Source organism: Streptomyces sp. NPDC006711 (genome assembly GCF_042869775.1).
Taxonomy (GTDB): Bacteria; Actinomycetota; Actinomycetes; order Streptomycetales; family Streptomycetaceae; genus Streptomyces.
This window is the reverse complement of sequence record NZ_JBIAGO010000030.1, coordinates 21106-42863: the sequence shown is the minus strand read 5'-3', so window position 1 is coordinate 42863 and position 21758 is coordinate 21106. Positions and strand designations below refer to the sequence as shown.

Below are 21758 nucleotides of genomic sequence, written 5' to 3'. Positions count from 1 at the left end.
ACCTTCTGGTCTCCCCCCACGTTTCTGCTACGTGCACAGTGACATCGCGGTGACAGGGTGTGGCGACAGGCGGGGTGCGGCTACCATGACCGGCACAAGGACGGGCGACACAAGGCAGTCGCCGTCCCCTGGGGCGGCGCCCGGTGCACTGCCGGGACGAGGAGGGCGGGCCATGGTGCAGAAGGCCAAGATCCTCCTGGTCGATGACCGGCCGGAGAATCTGCTGGCGCTGGAGGCCATCCTCTCCGCGCTCGATCAGACACTGGTGCGGGCATCGTCAGGGGAGGAAGCGCTCAAAGCGCTGCTTACGGACGATTTCGCGGTCATCCTGCTGGACGTCCAGATGCCCGGAATGGATGGATTCGAGACCGCCGCGCACATCAAGCGGCGGGAACGGACGCGGGACATCCCGATCATCTTCCTCACGGCCATCAACCACGGCCCCCACCACACCTTCCGGGGTTACGCGGCGGGCGCGGTGGACTACATCTCCAAGCCGTTCGACCCCTGGGTCCTGCGCGCCAAGGTGTCGGTCTTCGTCGAGCTCTACATGAAGAACTGCCAGCTGCGCGAGCAAGCCTCCCTGCTGCGCCTGCAACTGGAGGGCGGCTCCCACGGCGGCGACGCGGCCAAGGAGTCGGCGGGCCTGCTGGCCGAACTCTCCGCGCGGCTCGCGGCAGTTGAGGAGCAGGCCGAGGCGCTGTCCAAGCAGCTCGACGACGAGTCCGCCGACGCGGCGGCCGTCGCCACCGCCGCCCACCTGGAGCGCAAGCTCACCGGCCTGCGCCGGGCGTTGGACGCGCTGGAGCCCGGCACCGGCGGCGCGCCCACCCTGCCGACACAGAACTGACCGGCCCCGCGCTGACGCCACGTCGCCCTGACGCGGCGTCAGCGGGCTTGCGCCGTACGACACGAACGGGTGAAGGCCTGGGCACAGGTGTCCACCGGCGCCGACCCAGGTAACCTCAGCACCATGGCCTCACGTACGTCCGGCAAGGGTTCCCAGGGCACGGCGGGCACCGCGAAGCGCACCGGCCGTACCCCGGCGAAGAAAGCCGCGCCCGCGAAGAAAGCCGCAGCCGGCAAGGCGCCCGCGAAGAAGTCCGCCGCCAGGAGGCCGCCCGCGAAGAGGGCGGCGGCCCCCAGGCCCGCCCCCAAGGCCGCCCCGTCCCCCACCGGCGGCCTCTACCGGCTCGCGCGGGCCCTGTGGCTGGGCGCGGCCCACGGCGTGGGCGCGGTCTTCCGCGGCATAGGACGCGGCGCCAAGGGACTCGACCCCGCCCACCGCAAGGACGGCTCGGCCCTGCTGCTGCTCGGCATCGCGCTGATCGTCGCCGCCGGCACCTGGTCGAACCTGCGCGGACCCGTCGGCGACCTCGTCCAGATGCTGGTGACCGGCGCGTTCGGCCGGCTCGACGTGGTGGTGCCGCTGCTGCTCGGCGCCATCGGCGTCCGGCTCATCCTCTATCCCGAAAAGCCCGAGGCCAACGGGCGGATCGTCATCGGCCTGTCCGCGCTCGTCCTCGGCGTGCTCGGCCAGGTCCACATCGCGTGCGGATCACCCGGCCGCAACGACGGCACCGACGCCCTTCAGGACGCGGGCGGCCTGATCGGATGGGCCGCCTCCAAACCGCTCGAATTCACCCTCGGCGACGTCCTGGCCGTACCGATGCTCGTGCTGCTCACCGTCTTCGGGCTGCTCGTCGTCACCGCGACACCCGTCAACGCCATCCCCCAGCGCCTGCGGCTGCTCGCCGTCCGCCTCGGCGTCCTCGAACCGCTGCCCGGCGAACTCGCCGAGGAGGAGCTGTACGAGGAGGAGTGGCGCGAGGCCGAGCCCGCGCCCCGAGCCCGGCGCCGCTCCGCCGCCCCCGGTGCCGGGCCGGACGCGGGGCTCGCCGAGGAGGAGGCGCTGACGCGGCGCCGGGGCCCCCGGCGCGGCTCCGTGCAGCCCGCGTTCGACAACGGCCTCGACCCGGTCGACGTGGCCGCCGCCGCGGCCGCCGCCCTCGACGGCGCCGTCATGAACGGGCTGCCGCCCTCGCCCGTGGTCGCCGACCTCACCCAGGGCGTCTCCACCGACCACGGCGCCCCTCCCGGCGCGGCCACCGAGCTGCCCACCGCACGCGCCGCCCAAGCCGAGGCAACGACTCGGCGCCCGGCCGCGCCCAAGGCCACCCCGGGCGCGCCCCCCGTCGTACCCGACCTGACCAAGCCGGCGCGTGAGAGCACCGAGCCGCTGCCCGCGCGCGCCGAACAGCTCCAGCTCGCCGGGGACATCACCTACGCGCTGCCCTCCCTGGACCTGCTGGAGCGGGGCGGGCCCGGCAAGACGCGCAGCGCCGCCAACGACGCCGTCGTCGCCTCACTCCAGAACGTCTTCATGGAGTTCAAGGTCGACGCGAACGTCACCGGCTTCACCCGGGGCCCGACGGTCACGCGGTACGAAATCGAACTCGGCCCGGCCGTCAAGGTCGAGCGGATCACCGCGCTCGCCAAGAACATCGCGTACGCGGTCGCCAGCCCCGACGTCAGGATCATCTCGCCGATCCCGGGCAAGTCGGCGGTCGGCATCGAGATCCCCAACACCGACCGCGAGATGGTCAACCTCGGTGACGTACTGCGCCTGGCGGACGCGGCCGAGGACGACCATCCGATGCTGGTGGCGCTCGGCAAGGACGTCGAGGGCGGCTACGTCATGGCCAACCTCGCCAAGATGCCCCACGTCCTGGTCGCCGGAGCCACCGGTTCCGGAAAGTCCTCCTGCATCAACTGCCTCATCACCTCGGTGATGGTGCGGGCCACCCCCGAGGACGTCCGCATGGTGCTCGTCGACCCCAAGCGGGTGGAGCTGACGGCGTACGAGGGCATTCCGCACCTCATCACGCCGATCATCACCAACCCCAAGCGGGCCGCCGAAGCGCTCCAGTGGGTCGTGCGCGAGATGGATCTGCGCTACGACGACCTCGCGGCGTTCGGCTTCCGCCACATCGACGACTTCAACGAGGCCATCCGGGCGGGCAAGGTGAAACTGCCCGAGGGCAGCGAGCGCGAGCTGACGCCCTATCCCTACCTCCTGGTGATCGTCGACGAGCTCGCCGACCTCATGATGGTCGCGCCGCGCGACGTGGAGGACGCCATCGTCCGCATCACCCAGCTGGCCCGCGCCGCCGGCATCCACCTGGTGCTCGCCACCCAGCGGCCCTCCGTCGACGTCGTCACCGGCCTGATCAAGGCGAACGTGCCCTCGCGGCTCGCCTTCGCGACGTCCTCGCTCGCCGACAGCCGAGTCATCCTCGACCAGCCCGGCGCCGAGAAACTGATCGGCAAGGGCGACGGCCTCTTCCTGCCGATGGGCGCCAACAAACCGACCCGGCTCCAGGGTGCCTTCGTCACCGAGGACGAGATCCACGCCATCGTCCAGCACTGCAAGGACCAGATGGCGCCCGTCTTCCGGGACGACGTCACGGTCGGCACCAAGCAGAAGAAGGAGATCGACGAGGAGATCGGCGACGACCTCGACCTGCTGTGCCAGGCCGCCGAGCTGGTGGTGTCCACCCAGTTCGGCTCGACGTCGATGCTCCAGCGCAAGCTGCGGGTCGGCTTCGCCAAGGCGGGCCGGCTCATGGACCTGATGGAGTCGCGCGGCATCGTGGGCCCCAGCGAAGGCTCCAAGGCCCGCGACGTCCTCATCAAGCCCGACGAACTCGATGGAGTGCTCGCCGTGATCCGGGGGGAGGCTCCCTGAGTGTGTGCGACGAAGACCGACGGCCCGCGCTCAGGCAGTGGACGGCACGCCCAGGGCGCGCCGGCGCCGGCCTGATCCGGCCGGCTGACCGCCGACCGGCCCAAACAGCACTCGTACGGGATGAGCGAGCAACCGTTTCCCCTGGCGTCACGTCAAGTTGAGCAAGACAGCGCAGCAGGTGCGGTCGGCGGTCCCTCGGACAGGGGCGCCGGCCATACCGATGGCGTACAAAGTCCACGCTCCCGGTTGCCCCACTCTTTCGTACCCCCCCTAGACTGAACATCCAGCAGGTGGCTCACGCTCGAAAGGCGCCCCCGTGTCCATCGGCAACTCTCCCGAAGACGACCGGCCTTCGATCGAAGACGACGGGCCGGCGACCGCACCTGACGGGCCATCGATCGGTCGTGTCCTTCAGCAGGCCCGGATCGGCGCTGGGCTGACGGTCGACGAAGTCAGTTCCGCCACGCGGGTGCGCATCCCCATCGTGCACGCGATCGAAGGGGACGACTTCTCGCGGTGCGGCGGCGATGTGTACGCGCGCGGACACATCCGCACCTTCGCCCAGGCCGTCGGCATCGACCCCGCCCCGCTGGTCGCCCAGTACGACGACGAGCACGGCGGCCGCCCCGCGCCCACGCCCCCCGCCCCGCTGTTCGACGCGGAACGCATCCGCCCCGAGCCGCGCCGGCCCAACTGGACCGCCGCCATGGTCGCCGCGATCGTCGTGGTCGTGGGCTTCGTCGGCTTCACCATGTTCGGCGGCGGCGACAAGGGCAAGGGCCACTCCTCGGTCGCCGAGGGCCCCGCCCAGCACAAGCCCAACAGCCCCGCGGCCAGCCCCCAGGCCCCCAAGGCCCCCGCACCCAAGCCGACCCCGGCCCCCTCCGACAGCGCGATCGCCGCGGTCCCCGCCGACAAGGTCACCGTCAAGGTCACCGCGGTCAACGACAAGAGCTGGATCTCGGCCAAGGACCACAACGGCAAGATGCTCTTCGACGGCCTGCTCGAAAAGGGCCAGGCCCAGACGTTCCAGGACGGCGAGAAGGTCGACCTGATCCTCGGCAACGCCGGGGCGATCGAGCTCTACGTCAACGGCAAGAAGATCGACAGCAAGTTCGACGACGGCCAGGTCGAGCGCCTGAGCTACACCAAGGGCGACCCCCAGGCCGGCTGACGCCGCGGCCCACGACCCTCGCGGCGGGGGCGTGGGCCAGGACAAAGTAGTCTTGAGTCCATGCCCGAACGCCGCACCGTCGCCCTTGTCACTCTTGGCTGCGCCCGTAACGAGGTGGACTCGGAGGAGCTCGCAGGCCGCTTGGCAGCGGACGGCTGGGAGCTCGTCGAGGACGCATCGGACGCGGACGTCGCCGTCGTCAACACCTGTGGATTCGTCGAAGCAGCCAAGAAGGACTCCGTCGACGCCCTCCTGGAAGCCAACGATCTGAAGGATCACGGCAGGACCCAGGCCGTCGTCGCGGTCGGCTGCATGGCCGAGCGGTACGGCAAGGACCTCGCCGAAGCGCTCCCCGAGGCCGACGGCGTACTCGGCTTCGACGACTACGCCGACATCTCCGACCGCCTCCAGACCATCCTCAACGGCGGCATCCACGCCTCGCACACCCCCCGCGACCGCCGCAAGCTGCTGCCGATCAGCCCGGCCGAGCGCCAGGCCGCCCCCGATGTGGCGCTGCCCGGACACGCCCAGGACACCTCGCCCGAGGACCTGCCCGACGGCCTCGCGCCCGCCTCCGGGCCGCGCGCCCCGCTGCGGCGCAGGCTCGACACCAGCCCCGTCGCCTCCGTGAAGCTGGCCTCCGGCTGCGACCGCCGCTGCTCGTTCTGCGCGATCCCCTCCTTCCGCGGCTCGTTCATCTCACGCCGCCCCAGCGACGTGCTCGGCGAGACCCGCTGGCTGGCCGAACAGGGCGTCAAGGAGATCATGCTGGTCTCCGAGAACAACACCTCCTACGGCAAGGACCTGGGCGACATCCGTCTCCTGGAGACCCTGCTGCCCGAGCTCGCCCAGGTCGAGGGCATCGAGCGGGTGCGGGTCAGCTACCTCCAGCCCGCCGAGATGCGCCCGGGCCTCATCGACGTGCTCACCTCGACCGAGAAGGTCGTGCCGTACTTCGACCTCTCCTTCCAGCACTCCGCGCCCGGCGTGCTGCGCGCGATGCGGCGCTTCGGCGACACCGAGCGCTTCCTGGAACTGCTCGACACCATCCGCGCCAAGGCGCCTGCGGCCGGGGTCCGCTCCAACTTCATCGTCGGCTTCCCCGGGGAGAGCGAGGAGGACTTCAAGGAGCTGGAACGCTTCCTCACCGCCGCCCGCCTGGACGCGATCGGTGTCTTCGGCTACTCCGACGAGGAGGGCACCGAAGCGCTCGGCTACGACAACAAGCTCGACGAGGACACCATCGCCGCACGCCTCGCGCACCTGTCGCGCCTGGCCGAGGAGCTGACCGCGCAGCGCGCCGAGGAGCGCGTCGGCGACACCGTGCGGGTCCTGGTGGAGAGCGTGGACGGCGACGACGCGGAAGGAGCGGTCGGCCGCGCCGAGCACCAGGCGCCCGAGACCGACGGCCAGGTGATCTTCACCGAGAGCGCGGGCCTTGCGCCGGGCCGTATCGTCGAGGCGAAGGTGGTCGCCACCGAAGGTGTCGACCTCGTGGTCGAATTGCTCGGCGGGGCCGAGGAGGCGGGCAGATGACCGGAGTCCCGGCGTCGACGGCGGGCGGTACCGGCCGTGCGCCGGCGCCCGGCGGCAAGCTGGGTGCTGCGGCCGTCAACCAGGCCAGCCTCTGGAACATCGCCAACATCCTGACCATGCTCCGGCTCGTGCTCGTGCCGGGCTTCGTGATGCTGCTGCTCGCGGACGGCGGATACGACCCGGCGATGCGGGCCTGGGCCTGGGCGGCCTTCGCCGTCGCCATGATCACCGACATCTTCGACGGGCACCTGGCGCGCACCTACAACCTGGTCACCGACTTCGGGAAGATCGCCGACCCGATCGCCGACAAGGCGATCATGGGGGCCGCGCTGATTTGCCTCTCCTACCTCGGCGACCTGCCCTGGTGGGTCACCGGTGTCATCCTCTTCCGGGAACTGGGCATCACGCTCATGCGTTTCTGGGTCATCCGGCACGGGGTGATTCCGGCCAGTCGCGGCGGCAAGCTCAAGACCCTCGCCCAGGGCACCGCGACCGGCATGTACGTGTTGGCCCTGACCGGCCCGCTGGCCACCCTGCGCTTCTGGGTGATGGCGATCGCGGTGGTTTTGACGGTGGTCACCGCTATCGACTACGTGCGGCAGGCGATCGTGCTGAGGCGCCAGGGACTCGCCGCGCGGCGCGCGTCCCAGGATCCGGCGTCATGAGCGAGGCGGCCCGGGTCCTGGCCCTGCTCACGGAGCGTAATCAAACGCTCGCGGTGGCGGAGTCCCTGACGGGTGGCCTCGTGGCGGCCGAGCTGACGTCGGTGCCCGGTGCCTCGCGTGTTTTCCGCGGCTCGGTGACGGCGTACGCGACCGACCTCAAGGGGGCCCTGCTGGGGGTGGACCGGGCCCTGCTTGCCGAGCGCGGGGCGGTCGATCCCGAGGTCGCGTCGCAGATGGCGGCGGGCGTACGCCGGGCGCTCGACGCGAGCTGGGGCATCGCGACCACGGGGGTGGCAGGCCCCGAGCCGCAGGACGGCCGGCCGGTGGGGACGGTATACGTTTCGGCCGTTGGCCCCGGGGGCGCGAAGAAAACAGTCGCTTTGCGGTTGAACGGCGACCGGGCGGAAATCCGTAGAGAGAGTGTACGCAGCGTGCTCGAACTGCTCTCCACTGAACTCCGCAAGGCTGGGCGGGCACAGGATACGGAACAGAACGGGGGGATTTGATGTTTGCAGCCCTGAGTGAACACGACATCGCTCCCCGCACGGCCGCGGCGCGAGGCGGTACGGTGGGGCGTGAAGGATGCGGCTACGCGGTCCGAGGAGGGAGCCACCGATGATTCTGCTCCGTCGCCTGCTGGGTGACGTGCTGCGTCGGCAGCGCCAGCGCCAGGGCCGTACTCTGCGCGAAGTCTCCTCGTCCGCCCGAGTCTCACTCGGCTATCTCTCCGAGGTGGAGCGGGGGCAGAAGGAGGCATCCTCCGAGCTGCTCTCCGCGATCTGCGACGCGCTTGACGTACGGATGTCCGAGCTCATGCGCGAAGTGAGCGACGAGCTGGCACTCGCCGAGCTCGCTGCCTCTGCGGCAGCGAGTGATCCGGTGCCGGTGCGTGCGCCGGTACGTCCGATGCTCAATTCGATCTCCGTGACGTCGGTGACTGGTGTGCCGACGGAGCGGGTGACGATCAAGGCGCCCGCGGAAGCGGTGGACGTCGTCGCGGCCTGATCCTCAGGTTCGCGCCCAGGCTTGTCCCGAGCCCCGTCCGGTCATGTGACCGGACGGGGCTCGGGTTTTTCCGGCGCGCCCGTTTCGGGGCTTCTGTGGCAGTGTGGTAGGAGATCGCGCATACGTCCGGACGACTCGCAGGAGTGTTCCCCTCGTGCGGGGAACGTCGCGGACGTTCCGTCCGAGTGGAGGAATCGCATGTCCTACATCAAGAGCCCGCTGTCCGACTCCGACCTCAAGGTGGTCGGCGACGCGCTCCAGGGCGCCCTGGTGGATCTCGTGGACCTCTCCCTGGTGGCCAAGCAGGTGCACTGGAACGTGGTCGGCCCCCGATTCCGCTCCGTCCACCTCCAGCTGGACGAGGTCGTCACCACCGCGCGCCAGCACTCGGACACCGTGGCCGAGCGGGCCAGCGCCATCGGCGTGAGCCCCGACGGGCGGTCCGCCACGGTGGCGAAGTCCAGCGCGATCGACACCGTCCCCGAAGGCTGGATCAAGGACATTCAGGCCGTGAAGGTCCTGGTGGACGCGCTCGGAGTGGTCATCGGCCGGATGCGCGAACGCATCGCGGCGACCGACGAGCCCGACCCGATCACCCAGGACATCCTCATCGGCCTCACCGCCGACCTGGAGAAGCACGCCTGGATGTTCCAGGCGGAAACCGTCTGAACCCCGCCGAAGGGGCGGCGGGCCACCGCGCGTGGGCGACCGCCCGGGGGCGGGGGCGGGCCCGGTGAGGCGTGGGGGACACCGAGCGCGCCGGGCCCGCACCCGGTGCGCCCTCCCGGCGGGTTTCCCGGCGGTCTAGCGTCGGCCCGAGGAGGCGACCCATGGCGGTGGCGGTGCGTTGGATACCCGCGCTCATAGTGGCGGGCCTTTGGTGGTGGGCCGTGCTGAGGCTGGTGTTCGTGCCCGGCCACGCCGGGCTCATCGAGGGCGCGATGGTCGCGGGCGGCTGGGGGCTGAGCCTGCTGCCGGTGCATGTGGCGGCCCTGCCGGCCGGTGGGGCGCGCCCTACCAGGGCATGGAGACGCCGCCGTTGGGACGCAGGATCTGACCCGTCGTGAACGCCGAGGCGTCCGTGGCGAGGTACAGCACGGTATGGGCGACATCCTCAGGGGTGCCCAGCCGGCCCAGCGGGGAGAGACGGACCATCATCGACTCCACCCGCTCCTGCTCGCCGGCCGCGTGCCGCTCGGTCATCGGGGTGCGGATCCAGCCGGGAGCCACGGCGTTGACGCGGATCCTGTACGGCCCGAGTTCGCTCGCGAGGGTCCTCGTGAGCTGCACCACCGCCGCCTTGGAGACGCTGTAGCAGAACAGATCCGGCCGCGCGGAGTCCACGGCGCCGGAGGCCATCGTGATGAGGGAACCCCCGATGCCGTGGGCGATCATCACGCGGGCCACCTCCCGGCAGGCGTGCAGCACGCCCAGGAAATTGACGGACATGACCCGCGCCAGGTCCGCGTCGTCGCTCTCCAAAACCGAGCCGGAGTGCATGATCCCCGCGATCGCCGCCAGCACATGGACGGGCCCCGCCGCCCGCACCGCCGCTTCGACCTGGGCGCGGTCGGCGACATCGAGACGGTGCAGGTGGGCGGCGCCGCCCGCCTCGGCGATCAGCGCCCGGGTCTCCTCCAGGCCCGCCTCGTCGCGGTCCGCGCAGTGCACCCGCGCGCCGGCTCCCGCGAGCAGCAGGGCGCTCGCGCGGCCGATCCCGCCGGCGGCGCCGGTGACGAAGGCCGTGCGGCCGCTGAGGTCGTACGCCGTGAGGGCCACGCCGGGACCGTACGACTGGATCTGACGGGCCGTCAATAACCGTGCGGGCTGCCGGAGGTGCGGCGATCCAGGGCGGACCGTCGCGCCGGTCCGGGCGGCCCAGGGGAGGGGTGAACCGGCGCCCCCGGCTCCGGGCGGGCCAGGGCAGGGGTGAACCGTCGCCCCCGACTCCGGGCGGCCCAGGGCAGGACGTCGCCCCGCTCCGAGCGGCCCAGGGTGAATTAACCGTCGCCCCGCTCCGAGCTGCCCGGGGCGGACCGTCGCCTCGCTCCGAGTGGCCCAGGGTGAACCGTCGGCCCCGGTTCTGAGCGGGCCAGGGTGGACCGTCGCCCCGGCTCCGAGTGGCCCGGGGTGAATCGTCGCGTGTCACAACGTGGGGGAGGGCTGGCACGTGGGGCACCAGTAGGTGGGGCGCTCGCGGCCCTGCGGGTCGCGTTCCATGGTGGTGCGGATGGGGGTGCGACAGCGCGGGCACGGCCGGTTCGCCCGGCCGTAGATGTACGCCTGGCGCACCGGCCGGTCCTTGTTGGCCTCAAGGAGCCGCTTGGCGGTGTCCACCACGCGCTCCGGCGCGGGCAGTTGCCCGATCTCCAGCCACGGTACGACCCGCAGCGCGAAACAGATCTCCGACTTGAAGACGTTGCCGACCCCGGCCAGATTGCGCTGGTCCAGCAGGGCCTGGCCCAGCGGGCGCCCCGGATCGCTCAGCAGGTTGCGCAGCGCGATCTCCGCGTCCCAGTCCGGGCCCAGCAGGTCCGGGCCCAGATGGCCCACCGCTTTCGTCTCGTCGCGCGTACGCAGCAGTTCAAGGACGGGCAGCCGGTAGCCGACCGCCGTGTGCCCGGCGTTCGCCAGGATCGCCCGGATCTGGTGGGCGGGGCCGCCGTTCCAGCGCTCACCGGCCGCGAAGATCCGCCAGGATCCGTCCATCCGCAGATGGGAGTGGAGGGTCAGGCCGCCCTCGATACGGGTCAGCAGATGCTTGCCGCGCGGAGTCACATCCAGCACGGCCCGACCGGTCAGGTCGGCCGTGGCGAACCGCGGCACCCGCAGATCGGAGCGGGTCAGAACCTGTCCGGCCAGCGCTGTGTGCAGCCGCCGCGCGGCCTGGTAGACGGTGTCGCCTTCGGGCATGGGTCAATTGTGCCGGGCGCGGCGGACAAGGGCTTGCCCGCGCCCGCGTCACGGTCTCAGACGCAGCCCCTTGGGCGTCGCCACGAAACCCGCCGCCTCCAGGGCCCCAGCGAGCGGCGAGGTCAGCGCCGGATCCCCATTGGCCCGCTCCACGGTGATCGTCCCCAGCCGTCCCGCCCGCGCCGAGCCCGCCAGCGCACCCACCGCCGTGCCCAGCGCCGCGTCGTCGGGCCCGGACGCCCACGCCAGCAACGACTTCCCGCCGCGCTCCAGATACAGCACGAGCTCGCCGTCGACCAGGACGACCAGGGAGCCCGCCTTGCGGCCCGGCTTGTGCCCGGCCCCGCCCGGCGCCTCGGGCCAGGGCAGCGCCGCGCCGTAGGCGTTGGCCGGGTCGGCGGCCGCCAGGACGACGCCCTGCGCGGGCGTTCGCGCGTCGCTGCCCCGGTCCCGGGCGGTGGCCGCCGCCCGCAGCCGGTCCACCGCGCCGTCCATCGCGAACTGGGCGGCGCCGAGGCCTTCCACCACATAGCCGCGCCGCGCCTGCCCGCTGTCCTCGAACGCCGCCAGGACGCGATACGTCGCCGCGAAGCCGCCCTCGACGCCCTCGGCCTGCACCGCGCCCCGGGTGACCACGCCATGCCGGTCAAGCAGAGTGCGGGCCAGAGCGTGCGCGCGGTGCGTCGCGTCGCTCTCACGTTCGGGCAGCAGCGACCAGCGGCCCGACACCGTGGGCGGCCCCGTGCGCGACGCGGTGCGGGCGGCGGCGCTCAGCGTGCCGTAACGGCCGCGCGGGACGGGCCGCTTGGCGCGGTGGGCCGTGGACCCCGCGGTGCGCCCGGAGCCCAGCACGGAACGCAGCGGCGCCAGCGTGTCGTTGGTCAGCCGCCCCGACCACGCCAAATCCCATACCGCGTCCGCGAGTTGCACCTCGCTCACCTGCGGGTGGGTGGTGGCGCGGACCTGGTCGGCGAGCTGGCGGAAGAACAGGCCGTAACCGGGCGCGAGCGCGCTGAGCACCGACTCGTGCAGCGCCGTCAGCTCCAGCGGATGCGGGGGCGGCAGCAGCAGCGGCGCCGCGTCGGCGAGATACAGACACACCCAGCCGTCCTTGCCGGGCAGCGCGCCCGCCCCCGCCCACACCACCTCACCGGTGGTGGTGAGCTCGTCAAGGAGCGCCGGGCTGTAGTCCGACACCCGCGACGGAAGGATCAGCTTCTCCAGCGCCGAAGCCGGCACAGCCGCGCCCTGCAACTGCTCCACGGCCCGCGCCAGACCGTCGATGCCGCGCAGGGAACTGCCGCCCAGATGCTGCCAGGGCGGCAGAAAACCGGCCAGCGCGGCCGGCGGCACCGGTTCCAGCTCCTGGCGCAGCGCCGCGAGCGAACGCCTGCGCAGCCTGCGCAGGATCGTCGCGTCGCACCACTCCTGACCGATGCCCGCCGGATGGAACTCGCCCTGCACCACCCGCCCCGACGCCGCCAGACGGTGCAGCGCGCCATCGGTGACCGCGGTGCCAAGGCCGAACCGGGACGCGGCCGTCGCCGACGTGAACGGGCCGTGCGTGCGCGCGTAACGCGACAGCAGATCACCCAGCGGGTCCTTCACCGGCTCGGTGAACGCCTCGGGCACACCGACGGGAAGCGCCGTGCCCAGCGCGTCCCGCAGCCGCCCCGCGTCCTCGATCGCCGCCCAGTGGTCCGCGCCGGCGATCCGCACCCGCAGCGCGCGCCGCGACCGCTCCAGCTCCAAAGCCCAGCCGGACTCGGCGCCCCGCGCCGCCAACTCCGCCTCCGTGAGCGGCCCCAGAACCCGCAGCAGATCCGCGACGCCCTCGACGTCCTTGATGCGGCGGTCCTCGGTGAGCCACTGAAGCTCCTGCTCCAGCTCGGCCAGCACCTCACCGTCAAGCAGCTCGCGCAGCTCCGCCTGACCAAGCAGCTCCGCCAGCAGACGAGAATCCAACGACAGGGCGGCCGCCCGGCGCTCGGCGAGCGGCGAATCACCCTCGTAGAGGAACTGCGCGACATAACCGAACAGGAGCGAGCGGGCGAACGGCGACGGCTCCGGCGTGGTCACCTCCACCAGACGCACCCGGCGCGCCTCCAAATCACCCATCAGCTCGGTGAGCCCCGGCACGTCGAACACATCCTGAAGGCACTCACGCACCGCCTCCAAGACGATCGGGAACGACCCGAACTCGCTCGCCACCTCCAGGAGTTGAGCCGCCCGCTGGCGCTGCTGCCACAGCGGGGTGCGCTTGCCGGGAGTACGCCGAGGCAACAGCAGGGCACGCGCCGCGCACTCGCGAAAACGCGAGGCGAACAACGCCGAGCCGCCGACCTGGTCGGTGACGATCTGCTCGATCTCACCCTTGTCGAAAACCGTGTCCGCCGCCCCAACAGGAGCCCGCTCGCTGTCGTACGTGGTGTCCAGCCGCGCCGGATCCTGATCGAGGAGATCAAGACCCATCATGTCGGCGTCGGGCAGCCGCAGCACAATGCCGTCGTCGGCGTGCATCACCTGCGCGTCCATGCCGTACCGCTCGGCGAGGCGGGCACCGAGCGCCAGCGCCCAAGGGGCGTGCACCTGCGCCCCGAAGGGAGAGTGGATGACCACCCGCCAGTCACCCAGCTCGTCCCTGAAACGCTCCACCACGATCGTCCGGTCGTCCGGGATGTGACCACACGCGCGGCGCTGCTCGTCGAGATAGCCGATCAGATTGTCCGCCGCCCACGCGTCCAGACCCGCGCTCAGCAGCCGAAGCCTCGCGTCGTCGCCGGACATCGAACCGACCTCACGCAAGAACGCGCCCAGCGCACGCCCCAACTCCAGCGGACGGCCCAGCTGGTCACCCTTCCAAAACGGCAGCCTGCCCGGCACGCCCGGCGCCGGCGACACCAGGACCCGGTCACGCGTGATGTCCTCGATACGCCACGACGTGGTGCCCAGCGTGAAGACATCACCCACCCGCGACTCGTACACCATCTCCTCGTCCAGCTCACCGACCCGCCCGCCGCCCTTCTTCGGGTCCGACCCCGCCAGAAAGACACCGAACAGACCCCGGTCGGGGATGGTGCCGCCCGAAGTGACCGCGAGCCGCTGAGCGCCGGGACGGCCCGTGACCGTACCCCCCACCCGGTCCCACACCACCCTCGGACGCAACTCCGCGAACGCGTCCGAGGGATAACGGCCCGCCAGCATGTCCAGGACCGCCGTGAACGCCGACTCCGGCAGCGCCGCGAACGGCGCGGCCCGCCGCACCAGCGCCAACAGGTCATCCACCTGCCAGGTGTCGAGGGCGGTCATCGCGACCAGCTGCTGCGCCAGCACATCCAGCGGATTGGACGGAACCCGCAGCGCCTCGATCGCCCCCGCCCGCATCCGCTCGGTCACCACCGCCGACTGCACCAGATCACCCCGGTACTTGGGGAAGACGACACCGGTGGACACCGCGCCGACCTGATGCCCCGCACGGCCCACACGCTGCAACCCCGACGCCACCGACGGCGGCGACTCGACCTGCACCACCAGATCCACCGCACCCATGTCGATGCCCAGCTCAAGACTCGAAGTGGCCACCACCGCCGGGATCCGCCCCGCCTTCAAGTCCTCCTCCACCACCGCCCGCTGCTCCTTGGAGACCGAACCGTGATGCGCCTTGGCGAGCAGCGCGGGCGCGCCGGCCGCCGCACCCGAGCCGCCCATCAGATCCGCCGGCGCGTGGTCCTCGCCAAGCGGCGCGCCCACGGCCCGCTCGTAGGCGATCTCGTTGAGCCGGTTGCACAGACGCTCCGCGAGCCGACGGGAGTTGGCGAACACGATCGTCGAACGGTGCGCCTGCACCAGATCGACGATGCGCTCCTCCACATGCGGCCAGATCGAGGGTTTCTCCACGCCCTCCTGGGCGTCGGCCGCCGGCGAAGCGCCCAACTCGGCCAGATCCTCCACCGGCACGACCACCGACAGGTCGAACTCCTTGGCGGACGGCGGCTGCACGATCTCGACCTTGCGCTGCGGCGAGAGATAACGCGCCACCTCATCGACCGGACGCACCGTCGCCGACAGGCCGATCCGGCGCGCCGGACGGGCCAGCAACTCGTCCAACCGCTCCAGCGACAGCGCCAGATGAGCCCCCCGCTTGGTGCCGGCCACCGCGTGCACCTCGTCCAGGATCACCGTCTCCACCCCCGCGAGCGCGTCACGCGCGGCAGAGGTCAGCATCAAGAACAGCGACTCGGGCGTCGTGATCAGAATGTCCGGCGGCCGGGTGATCAGCGCCCGCCGCTCCGCCGGCGGGGTGTCCCCCGAGCGGATCCCCACGCGGACCTGCGGCTCCGCGAGACCCAGACGCACCGACTCCTGACGGATCCCCGTCAGCGGCGAACGCAGATTGCGCTCCACATCGACCGCGAGGGCCTTCAGCGGCGACACGTACAGCACCCGGCAGCGCTTCTTCGCCTCGGCGGGCGCCGGCGCGGCCGCGAGACGGTCCAGCGCGGCGAGGAACGCCGCGAGCGTCTTGCCCGAACCGGTCGGCGCGACCACCAGGACGTCCGAACCCTCCGCGATCGCCTTCCAGGCACCCTCCTGCGCCGCGGTGGGCGCGGTGAAAGCCCCCGTGAACCAGCCGCGCGTCGCGGGCGAGAAGGAATCCAGCGCTGTCCTTGCCATGGTCCCCATCGTGCACCCACCCACTGACAATGGCCCGGACCGGCGAACACGACGCAGCACAGGCCCGCGAGCACGACGCAGCACAGGCCCACGAGCAGGGGCACGGGCCGCTCGATGCCCGGGCGGCACGTCAGCCGATGAAACGGCCGTACGCCCGCAACGTACGCAACGCCTCGATCGTCACCATGGGCCGGCACTCCAGAGCCGTACCGGGCGCCCACGCACGCCAGCGGACCGGCCAGCCGCCGTCCTCCCGCTGCTCCGCCTCGAGATGATCGAGGGAGCGCTTCATCTCCTCGTCGGTGAACCAGCGCCGCGCCAGCGACTGCGGCACACGCGCGTAGTCGTGCGGAAAATGGTGCTCGCCCGGCGCGTACCCCGGCGAGATCGGAAACTCGGCGAGCCGGGCCGGATCGAGCACCGCGAGACGCTGCTCCCTGACCAGCCTGCCGAGCCGGTCCGCGGCCGCCTCGGCGCGCGAGCGGTCCGCAGCGCCATCGAGGAAGGCGACCGCGGCCTCCACCTCGTAGGGATGCGACATCTCAAGGGCGTCGACCGCGGCCCAGCAGAAGTCCGTGGCCCGAAACAGCCACGCGTGCCACACCTGATTGCGGTGCAGCAGACCCACCACGGGGCCGGTGGCCAGCAGGGCGCTGGGCGGGTCGTCCAGGACCGGAACGAAAGGCGCCGCCGGATAGCCCCGCTGCGACGGGTGCAGGACGGGCAGCGCGCCGTCCTTGGTGGAGACGCCGGTCAGATAGCGGCACACGCGCTCCACCAGGCGCCCGCCGAGCCGCCCCACCGAGTCCAGGACCCGCAGCGCGTGCGCGGTGTGCAGGGGCTGGCTCACCGGTCCGCGCAGATCGGGTTCGAGCGCGTAGCCGTAGCCGCCGTCATCGCCCTGGTAGGCGGCGAGCGCCGCCTCCACGGCGTCGGCGTCCTTGCCGAGGAAGTGGTGGGCGAACCGGCGCTGTTCCAGGACCCTGGCCGTCAGCCAGACGAAGGGCTCGGCGCGCGCCAGCGGGGAACCGGGGGAGTGGGGGGAGTGGGGGGATGCTCCAGAACCAGCCATGGAGGAGACGGTAGGGCCCCAGGGAGCGGTGGACAGGCCCGACGGCCCCGGCGGCACTCCCAGGGGCGGGATACTGACGTCATGCGGTTGACGATTTTCTGGGAGCGGATGGCCGACCACTTCGGCGCCGGGTACGCGGACTCCTTCGCGCGTGATCACGTGATGACCGAACTGGGCGGGCGCACCGTGCACGAGGCGCTGGACGCGGGCTGGGAGGCCAAGGACGTCTGGCGAGCCGTCTGCGCCGCGATGGACGTGCCGTGGGACAAACGCTGAAGCCTGCCCCTTCACGAGCGCCGGCCCGCCCCGCCGCGAGCACGGCACACGCCTTCGGGTGACGGCCACGACAAGCGCTGACACGCCCGCCCCAGCGCCCCACCCCCGAGGCCCTGGCTCCCCGGAACCCCGGCCCCGGGACCTTGGCCTCGCCCACCGGGGACTCTGGCCCCCTCCGGGACCTTGGCGCCGCCCTCCGGGACCCCGCCCCCCCCGGAACCCCGGCCCCCGGGACCTTGGCCCCGCCGCCCCCGGGACCTTGGCGCCGCTCCCCGGGACCTTGGCCCCGCCCTCCGGGACTCTGGCCCCCTCCGGGACCCTGGCCCTCCGGGACCCCTGGCCCTGGGCCTGGACTGGCTCGGCGGCTCGTTGTCGGACACATGGGCGAGACTTGGCCCGTGGCACCGACTGATGACCTCGACACCGACGACCGCGCGACCGACCGGGCGGACGGCCCACGCGGCGACGCGCCCGACCCCGGCGGCCCCTCCGGACAGCCGCCGCGGGCCGGCCTGCCCGCGCACATGCCGCGCTGGCTGCCCCGGGCGGCGGTGCTCGTGCTCGCCCTGTACGCCTGTTTCCAGCTGGGCAGCTGGGCCTTCCACCAGCTCATCGGCCTGCTGATCAACATTCTGATCGCGTTCTTCGTCGCGCTCGCGATGGAACCGGCCGTGGGCCGGATGGCGGCCCGCGGAATGCGCCGGGGCCTCGCGACCTTCCTGGTCTTCTTCGCGCTGCTGATCGCGACGGCCGGCTTCGTCGTGCTGCTCGGCTCGATGCTGGCAGGCCAGATCGTCGACATGGTCGAGCAGTTCCCCAAGTACCTCGACTCGGTGATCAACTGGGTCAACCACAGCTTCCACACCAAGCTCTCCCGGGTCGAGGTGCGCGACAGCCTCCTGCACTCCGACTGGCTGAAGAAGTACGTCCAAAACAGCGCGACCGGCGTGCTCGACGTCTCCGCCACCGTCCTCGGCGGCCTCTTCCGACTGCTGACGATCTTCCTGTTCGCGTTCTACTTCGCCGCCGACGGGCCCCGGCTGCGCCGGGCGGTCTGCTCCGTGCTGCCGCCCGCCCGGCAGACGGAGGTGCTGCGGGCCTGGGAGATCGCCGTCGACAAGACCGGCGGCTACCTGTACTCACGCAGCCTCATGGCGCTCATCTCCGGCGTCGCGCACTACGTCCTGCTCCAGATCCTGGGCGTCCCCTACGCCCCGGCGCTGGCCGTGTGGGTGGGCCTGGTCTCCCAGTTCATCCCCACCATCGGCACCTACCTGGCGGGCGCCCTGCCCATGCTGCTCGCCTTCACCGTGGACCCCTGGTACGCGGTGTGGGTGCTCGGCTTCGTGGTGATCTACCAGCAATTCGAGAACTACATGCTCCAGCCCAAGCTCACCGCGCGGAGCGTGGACATCCACCCGGCGGTCGCCTTCGGCTCGGTGATCGCGGGCACCGCGCTCATGGGGGCGGTCGGCGCCCTGATCGCGATCCCGGCCGTCGCGACCCTCCAGGCGTTCCTCGGCGCCTATGTGAAGCGCTACGACGTGACGGACGACTGGCGGGTGCACGGCCGCCACCAGCAGGGCGGCCGGGGACCGCGGCCGGACGCGGGCGCCTCGTAGCGTCCGCCGCGCCTCCCGCGCTCCGCGTGGCTCGCTTGACACAAAAATCGAACATCCATTCTCATGGGAAGGCGGCCCTGTGTTCCTGCGCCGCTCCCAGGGACACCACCGTGTTTCCGGTGGAGTTATCCACAGGCTGGACGGACGCCGGGGCCCATTGTCAGTGGCAGGGGTTAGCGTCTTTGACGTGAAGCGATCGACTCAAGCAAATCGGGTGGAACCCATGGCAGGAACCGACCGCGAGAAGGCGCTCGACGCCGCGCTCGCACAGATTGAACGGCAATTCGGCAAGGGCGCCGTGATGCGCCTGGGCGAGCGGCCCAATGAGCCCATCGAGGTCATCCCCACCGGGTCGACCGCGCTCGACGTCGCACTCGGCGTCGGCGGCCTGCCGCGCGGCCGCGTGGTCGAGGTGTACGGCCCGGAGTCCTCCGGCAAGACGACCCTGACCCTGCACGCGGTGGCCAACGCGCAGAAGCTCGGCGGCTCGGTGGCCTTCATCGACGCCGAGCACGCCCTCGACCCCGAGTACGCCAAGAAGCTCGGCGTCGACATCGACAACCTGATCCTCTCGCAGCCCGACAACGGCGAGCAGGCACTGGAAATCGTCGACATGCTGGTCCGCTCCGGCGCCCTCGACCTCATCGTCATCGACTCCGTGGCGGCCCTGGTGCCCCGCGCGGAAATCGAGGGCGAGATGGGCGACTCCCACGTGGGCCTCCAGGCCCGCCTGATGAGCCAGGCCCTGAGGAAGATCACCAGCGCGCTCAACCAGTCGAAGACCACCGCGATCTTCATCAACCAGCTCCGCGAGAAGATCGGCGTCATGTTCGGCTCCCCCGAGACCACCACCGGTGGCCGGGCGCTGAAGTTCTACGCCTCCGTACGCCTCGACATCCGCCGGATCGAGACGCTGAAGGACGGCACCGACGCGGTCGGCAACCGCACCCGCGTCAAGGTCGTCAAGAACAAGGTCGCGCCGCCCTTCAAGCAGGCCGAGTTCGACATCCTCTACGGCCAGGGCATCAGCCGCGAGGGCGGCCTGATCGACATGGGCGTCGAGCACGGCTTCGTCCGCAAGGCCGGCGCCTGGTACACCTACGAAGGCGACCAGCTCGGCCAGGGCAAGGAGAACGCCCGCAACTTCCTCAAGGACAACCCCGACCTCGCCAACGAGATCGAGAAGAAGATCCTCGAAAAGCTCGGCGTCGGCGTCCGGCCGGACGCGGCCTCGGCCGACCCCGCCAAGGACACCGCGGACGCCGCCCCGGCGGACACCGCCGCCGTGCCCGCCCCCGCCGCCAAGGCCAAGACGGCCAAGGCCGCCGCTGCCAAGAGCTAGCGGTGACCCGCAGGACCGAATGGGCCGACCCCGAGGAACCGGCCCCCCGGCGGGCCCGCTCCCGGCGGGGCGGCCCGGATGGAACGGGCGACGGCACCGACTCGTCGAGGGCCGAGAAGGAGCCGTCGTCACAGGACCCGGCTGAGCGGGCGCGGGCCATCTGCCTGCGCCTGCTCACCGGGACCCCCCGCACCCGCAAACAACTCGCCGACGCCCTCAAGAAGCGGGAGATCCCCGACGAGATCTCCGAAGAAGTCCTCTCCCGCTTCGAAGAGGTCGGCCTGATCAACGACGCGGCGTTCGCCGACGCCTGGGTGGAGTCCCGCCACCACGGCCGAGGCCTCGCCCGCCGCGCCCTCGCCCGCGAACTGCGCACCAAAGGCGTGGACGCGTCGGTCGTCGACGAAGCCGTCGCCCAACTCGACTCCGACCGCGAAGAAGAGACCGCCCGCGCCCTGGTCGCACGCAAACTCCGCGCCACCCGCGGCCTCGACCGCGACCGCCGGCTGCGCCGCCTCGCGGGCATGCTCGCCCGCAAGGGCTACCCGGAGGGCATGGCCCTGCGCGTGGTCCGCCAGGCACTGGAGCAGGAGGGCGATCACCCCGACGACGCGGACGACCTGGACGGCCCGGGCGGCCTGGGCGAGCTGTACGAACCCTGAGCCGGCCGGGCCGGGCCGGGCCGGCTCAGCCGGGCCCAGGCGTGACCGGGAGGCCCGCCGCGCGCCACGCCTGGAAACCGCCGATCAGATCGGTCGCCCGAAACAACCCCAACTGCCGCAAGGACACGGCCGCGAGAGAAGACGCGTACCCCTCATTGCAGATCACCACCACCCGCAGCCCATGACCGGTCGCCTCGACGGCGCGATGACTGCCCCCGGGATCGAGCCGCCACTCCAGTTCATTGCGCTCCACGACCAGGGCCCCGGGAATCAGACCGTCCCGGTCGCGCAGCGCCGCGTACCGGATGTCCACCAGGAGCGCACCGGCGGCCGCCTCGGCGAACGCCTCCTCGGGGCCCACCCGGTCCAGGCGTGACCTGGCCCGGCCCAGGAGTTCATCGATCCCCACCGGACCGCCACCTTCCGCGCTCAACTCCAGTCCTGCGGACGCTCGACCTGCTCGACCCGCAGCACCGCGCCCGTCCGGCTGTAACGCCGGATCAGCGGCAGCGGCGGATAGTAGGCGTGCACCGAAATCGCGTGCGCGCTGCCCGACCCGTTCCGCACCTCGTGCACATGATGCGGCCCGAAGGCCCGCCCGGCCCCCGCCTCCAACTCCCTTGAACGATCGACCCCTTCGGCCAGTTCCAGGGTCTTCCAGCCCTCGGTGGGAAGCCGCGCCGCCAGCGAGTCCTCACGCAACACCCCGGCCGCGGTCACGAACGCGCCGTAGGAGCCGCCATGATCGTGCCAGCCCGTACCCGTACCGGGCGGCCAGCCGATCAGCCACGCCTCACTGCCCCCGGGACCGTCCAGACGAATCCACGTACGCCCCTGCTCGTCCAGGGGCAGGGAAGCGACGAGCGCGGCGTCCGCGGCGGTCCGCAGCGCGAAATCGAGCAGATCCACCTCGGTGGGGGCGGACCGGGACCCCGACCCGGAGGCGGGAGCGCGTACCGACGCGCGGGCAGGAGTGAGGGGGGAAGGCGACACGGTGGACCGTCCTGGGGGAGTTCGCGAAGGCGCGCTCACGTCTGCCGGCGCACGAAGGCGCAACGGGACGGCGCGA

At 71.7% G+C, this 21758-nt stretch carries 18 protein-coding genes and 1 pseudogene; 13 read left to right on the top strand and 6 right to left on the bottom strand.

The window, feature by feature from the left end:
• Nucleotides 1-172: 172 nt before the first annotated feature.
• The 9 genes from ACFYM2_RS33465 to ACFYM2_RS33425 all read left to right on the top strand — a co-directional run bounded on the left by ACFYM2_RS33465 (nucleotide 173) and on the right by ACFYM2_RS33425 (nucleotide 9195).
• Nucleotides 173-850, top strand: a complete 678-nt coding sequence (locus tag ACFYM2_RS33465) for a response regulator (protein WP_359006210.1) — start codon at nucleotides 173-175, stop codon at nucleotides 848-850.
• Nucleotides 851-973: 123 nt separating this feature from the next.
• Nucleotides 974-3748 (top strand): DNA translocase FtsK, encoded by a 2775-nt coding sequence (locus ACFYM2_RS33460; protein ID WP_388841430.1) that lies wholly within the window; start codon nucleotides 974-976, stop codon nucleotides 3746-3748.
• Between the two features lie 316 nt (nucleotides 3749-4064).
• A complete protein-coding gene (locus ACFYM2_RS33455) occupies nucleotides 4065-4922 on the top strand; it encodes a helix-turn-helix domain-containing protein (RefSeq protein WP_388462196.1) in 858 nt (285 codons plus the stop codon).
• 60 nt (nucleotides 4923-4982) lie between these two features.
• A complete protein-coding gene (rimO, locus tag ACFYM2_RS33450) occupies nucleotides 4983-6458 on the top strand; it encodes a 30S ribosomal protein S12 methylthiotransferase RimO (RefSeq protein ID WP_359006219.1) in 1476 nt (491 codons plus the stop codon).
• A complete protein-coding gene (pgsA, locus tag ACFYM2_RS33445; RefSeq protein WP_388841427.1) occupies nucleotides 6455-7123 on the top strand; it encodes a CDP-diacylglycerol--glycerol-3-phosphate 3-phosphatidyltransferase in 669 nt (222 codons plus the stop codon). The genes rimO and pgsA overlap by 4 nt, the downstream gene beginning before the upstream one ends.
• Nucleotides 7120-7629, top strand: coding sequence for a CinA family protein (locus ACFYM2_RS33440; RefSeq protein WP_388462191.1), 510 nt, complete (start codon nucleotides 7120-7122; stop codon nucleotides 7627-7629). Before pgsA ends, ACFYM2_RS33440 begins: the two co-directional genes overlap by 4 nt.
• Nucleotides 7630-7738: 109 nt before the next feature.
• Nucleotides 7739-8128 carry a helix-turn-helix domain-containing protein gene (locus ACFYM2_RS33435; protein WP_053726410.1) on the top strand — a complete coding sequence of 130 codons (390 nt, stop codon included), beginning with the start codon at nucleotides 7739-7741 and terminating at the stop codon, nucleotides 8126-8128.
• 198 nt (nucleotides 8129-8326) lie between these two features.
• Entirely contained in the window at nucleotides 8327-8797 is a 471-nt protein-coding gene (locus tag ACFYM2_RS33430; protein ID WP_359006227.1) for a DNA starvation/stationary phase protection protein, read from the top strand.
• Between the two features lie 167 nt (nucleotides 8798-8964).
• The gene (locus ACFYM2_RS33425) at nucleotides 8965-9195 is read left to right on the top strand and encodes a hypothetical protein (protein WP_388841441.1); all 231 of its coding nucleotides are present in this window, start codon (nucleotides 8965-8967) and stop codon (nucleotides 9193-9195) included.
• On the opposite strand, the gene ACFYM2_RS33420 is transcribed toward ACFYM2_RS33425, so the two are convergent.
• The 4 genes from ACFYM2_RS33420 to ACFYM2_RS33405 all read right to left on the bottom strand — a co-directional run bounded on the left by ACFYM2_RS33420 (nucleotide 9143) and on the right by ACFYM2_RS33405 (nucleotide 16787).
• A complete protein-coding gene (locus tag ACFYM2_RS33420) occupies nucleotides 9143-9907 on the bottom strand; it encodes an SDR family NAD(P)-dependent oxidoreductase (protein ID WP_359006230.1) in 765 nt (254 codons plus the stop codon). The two genes, ACFYM2_RS33425 and ACFYM2_RS33420, sit on opposite strands and share 53 nt — an antisense overlap.
• Before the next feature lie 366 nt (nucleotides 9908-10273).
• Nucleotides 10274-11041, bottom strand: coding sequence for a DNA-formamidopyrimidine glycosylase family protein (locus ACFYM2_RS33415; protein WP_388841424.1), 768 nt, complete (start codon nucleotides 11039-11041; stop codon nucleotides 10274-10276).
• Between the two features lie 48 nt (nucleotides 11042-11089).
• Nucleotides 11090-15715 (bottom strand): ATP-dependent helicase, encoded by a 4626-nt coding sequence (locus ACFYM2_RS33410; RefSeq protein WP_388841421.1) that lies wholly within the window; start codon nucleotides 15713-15715, stop codon nucleotides 11090-11092.
• Nucleotides 15716-15845: 130 nt separating this feature from the next.
• Entirely contained in the window at nucleotides 15846-16787 is a 942-nt protein-coding gene (locus tag ACFYM2_RS33405; RefSeq protein WP_388841418.1) for a hypothetical protein, read from the bottom strand.
• Between the two features lie 81 nt (nucleotides 16788-16868).
• On the opposite strand from ACFYM2_RS33405, the gene ACFYM2_RS33400 reads away from it, so the two are divergent.
• The 4 genes and pseudogenes from ACFYM2_RS33400 to recX form a co-directional block, all read left to right on the top strand.
• Complete coding sequence (locus ACFYM2_RS33400) at nucleotides 16869-17063, top strand: DUF3046 domain-containing protein (RefSeq protein ID WP_350233027.1); 195 nt, start codon at nucleotides 16869-16871, stop codon at nucleotides 17061-17063.
• Nucleotides 17064-17587: 524 nt separating this feature from the next.
• On the top strand, nucleotides 17588-18685 hold the full coding sequence (locus tag ACFYM2_RS33395; RefSeq protein ID WP_388841438.1) for an AI-2E family transporter: 1098 nt from the start codon (nucleotides 17588-17590) through the stop codon (nucleotides 18683-18685).
• A gap of 223 nt (nucleotides 18686-18908) precedes the next feature.
• Nucleotides 18909-20027, top strand: coding sequence for a recombinase RecA (recA, locus tag ACFYM2_RS33390; RefSeq protein WP_388841415.1), 1119 nt, complete (start codon nucleotides 18909-18911; stop codon nucleotides 20025-20027).
• A pseudogene (recX, locus tag ACFYM2_RS33385) lies at nucleotides 19928-20689 on the top strand (recombination regulator RecX); the annotation flags it as partial. The gene recA and the pseudogene recX, both read left to right, overlap by 100 nt.
• 25 nt (nucleotides 20690-20714) lie before the next feature.
• Here recX and ACFYM2_RS33380 read toward each other — a convergent pair.
• Together ACFYM2_RS33380 and ACFYM2_RS33375 are read right to left on the bottom strand one after the other, a co-directional pair.
• The gene (locus ACFYM2_RS33380) at nucleotides 20715-21128 is read right to left on the bottom strand and encodes a rhodanese-like domain-containing protein (RefSeq protein WP_388841436.1); all 414 of its coding nucleotides are present in this window, start codon (nucleotides 21126-21128) and stop codon (nucleotides 20715-20717) included.
• Entirely contained in the window at nucleotides 21119-21682 is a 564-nt protein-coding gene (locus ACFYM2_RS33375) for a cysteine dioxygenase (RefSeq protein ID WP_388841412.1), read from the bottom strand. The genes ACFYM2_RS33380 and ACFYM2_RS33375 overlap by 10 nt, the downstream gene beginning before the upstream one ends.
• Nucleotides 21683-21758 lie beyond the last annotated feature (76 nt).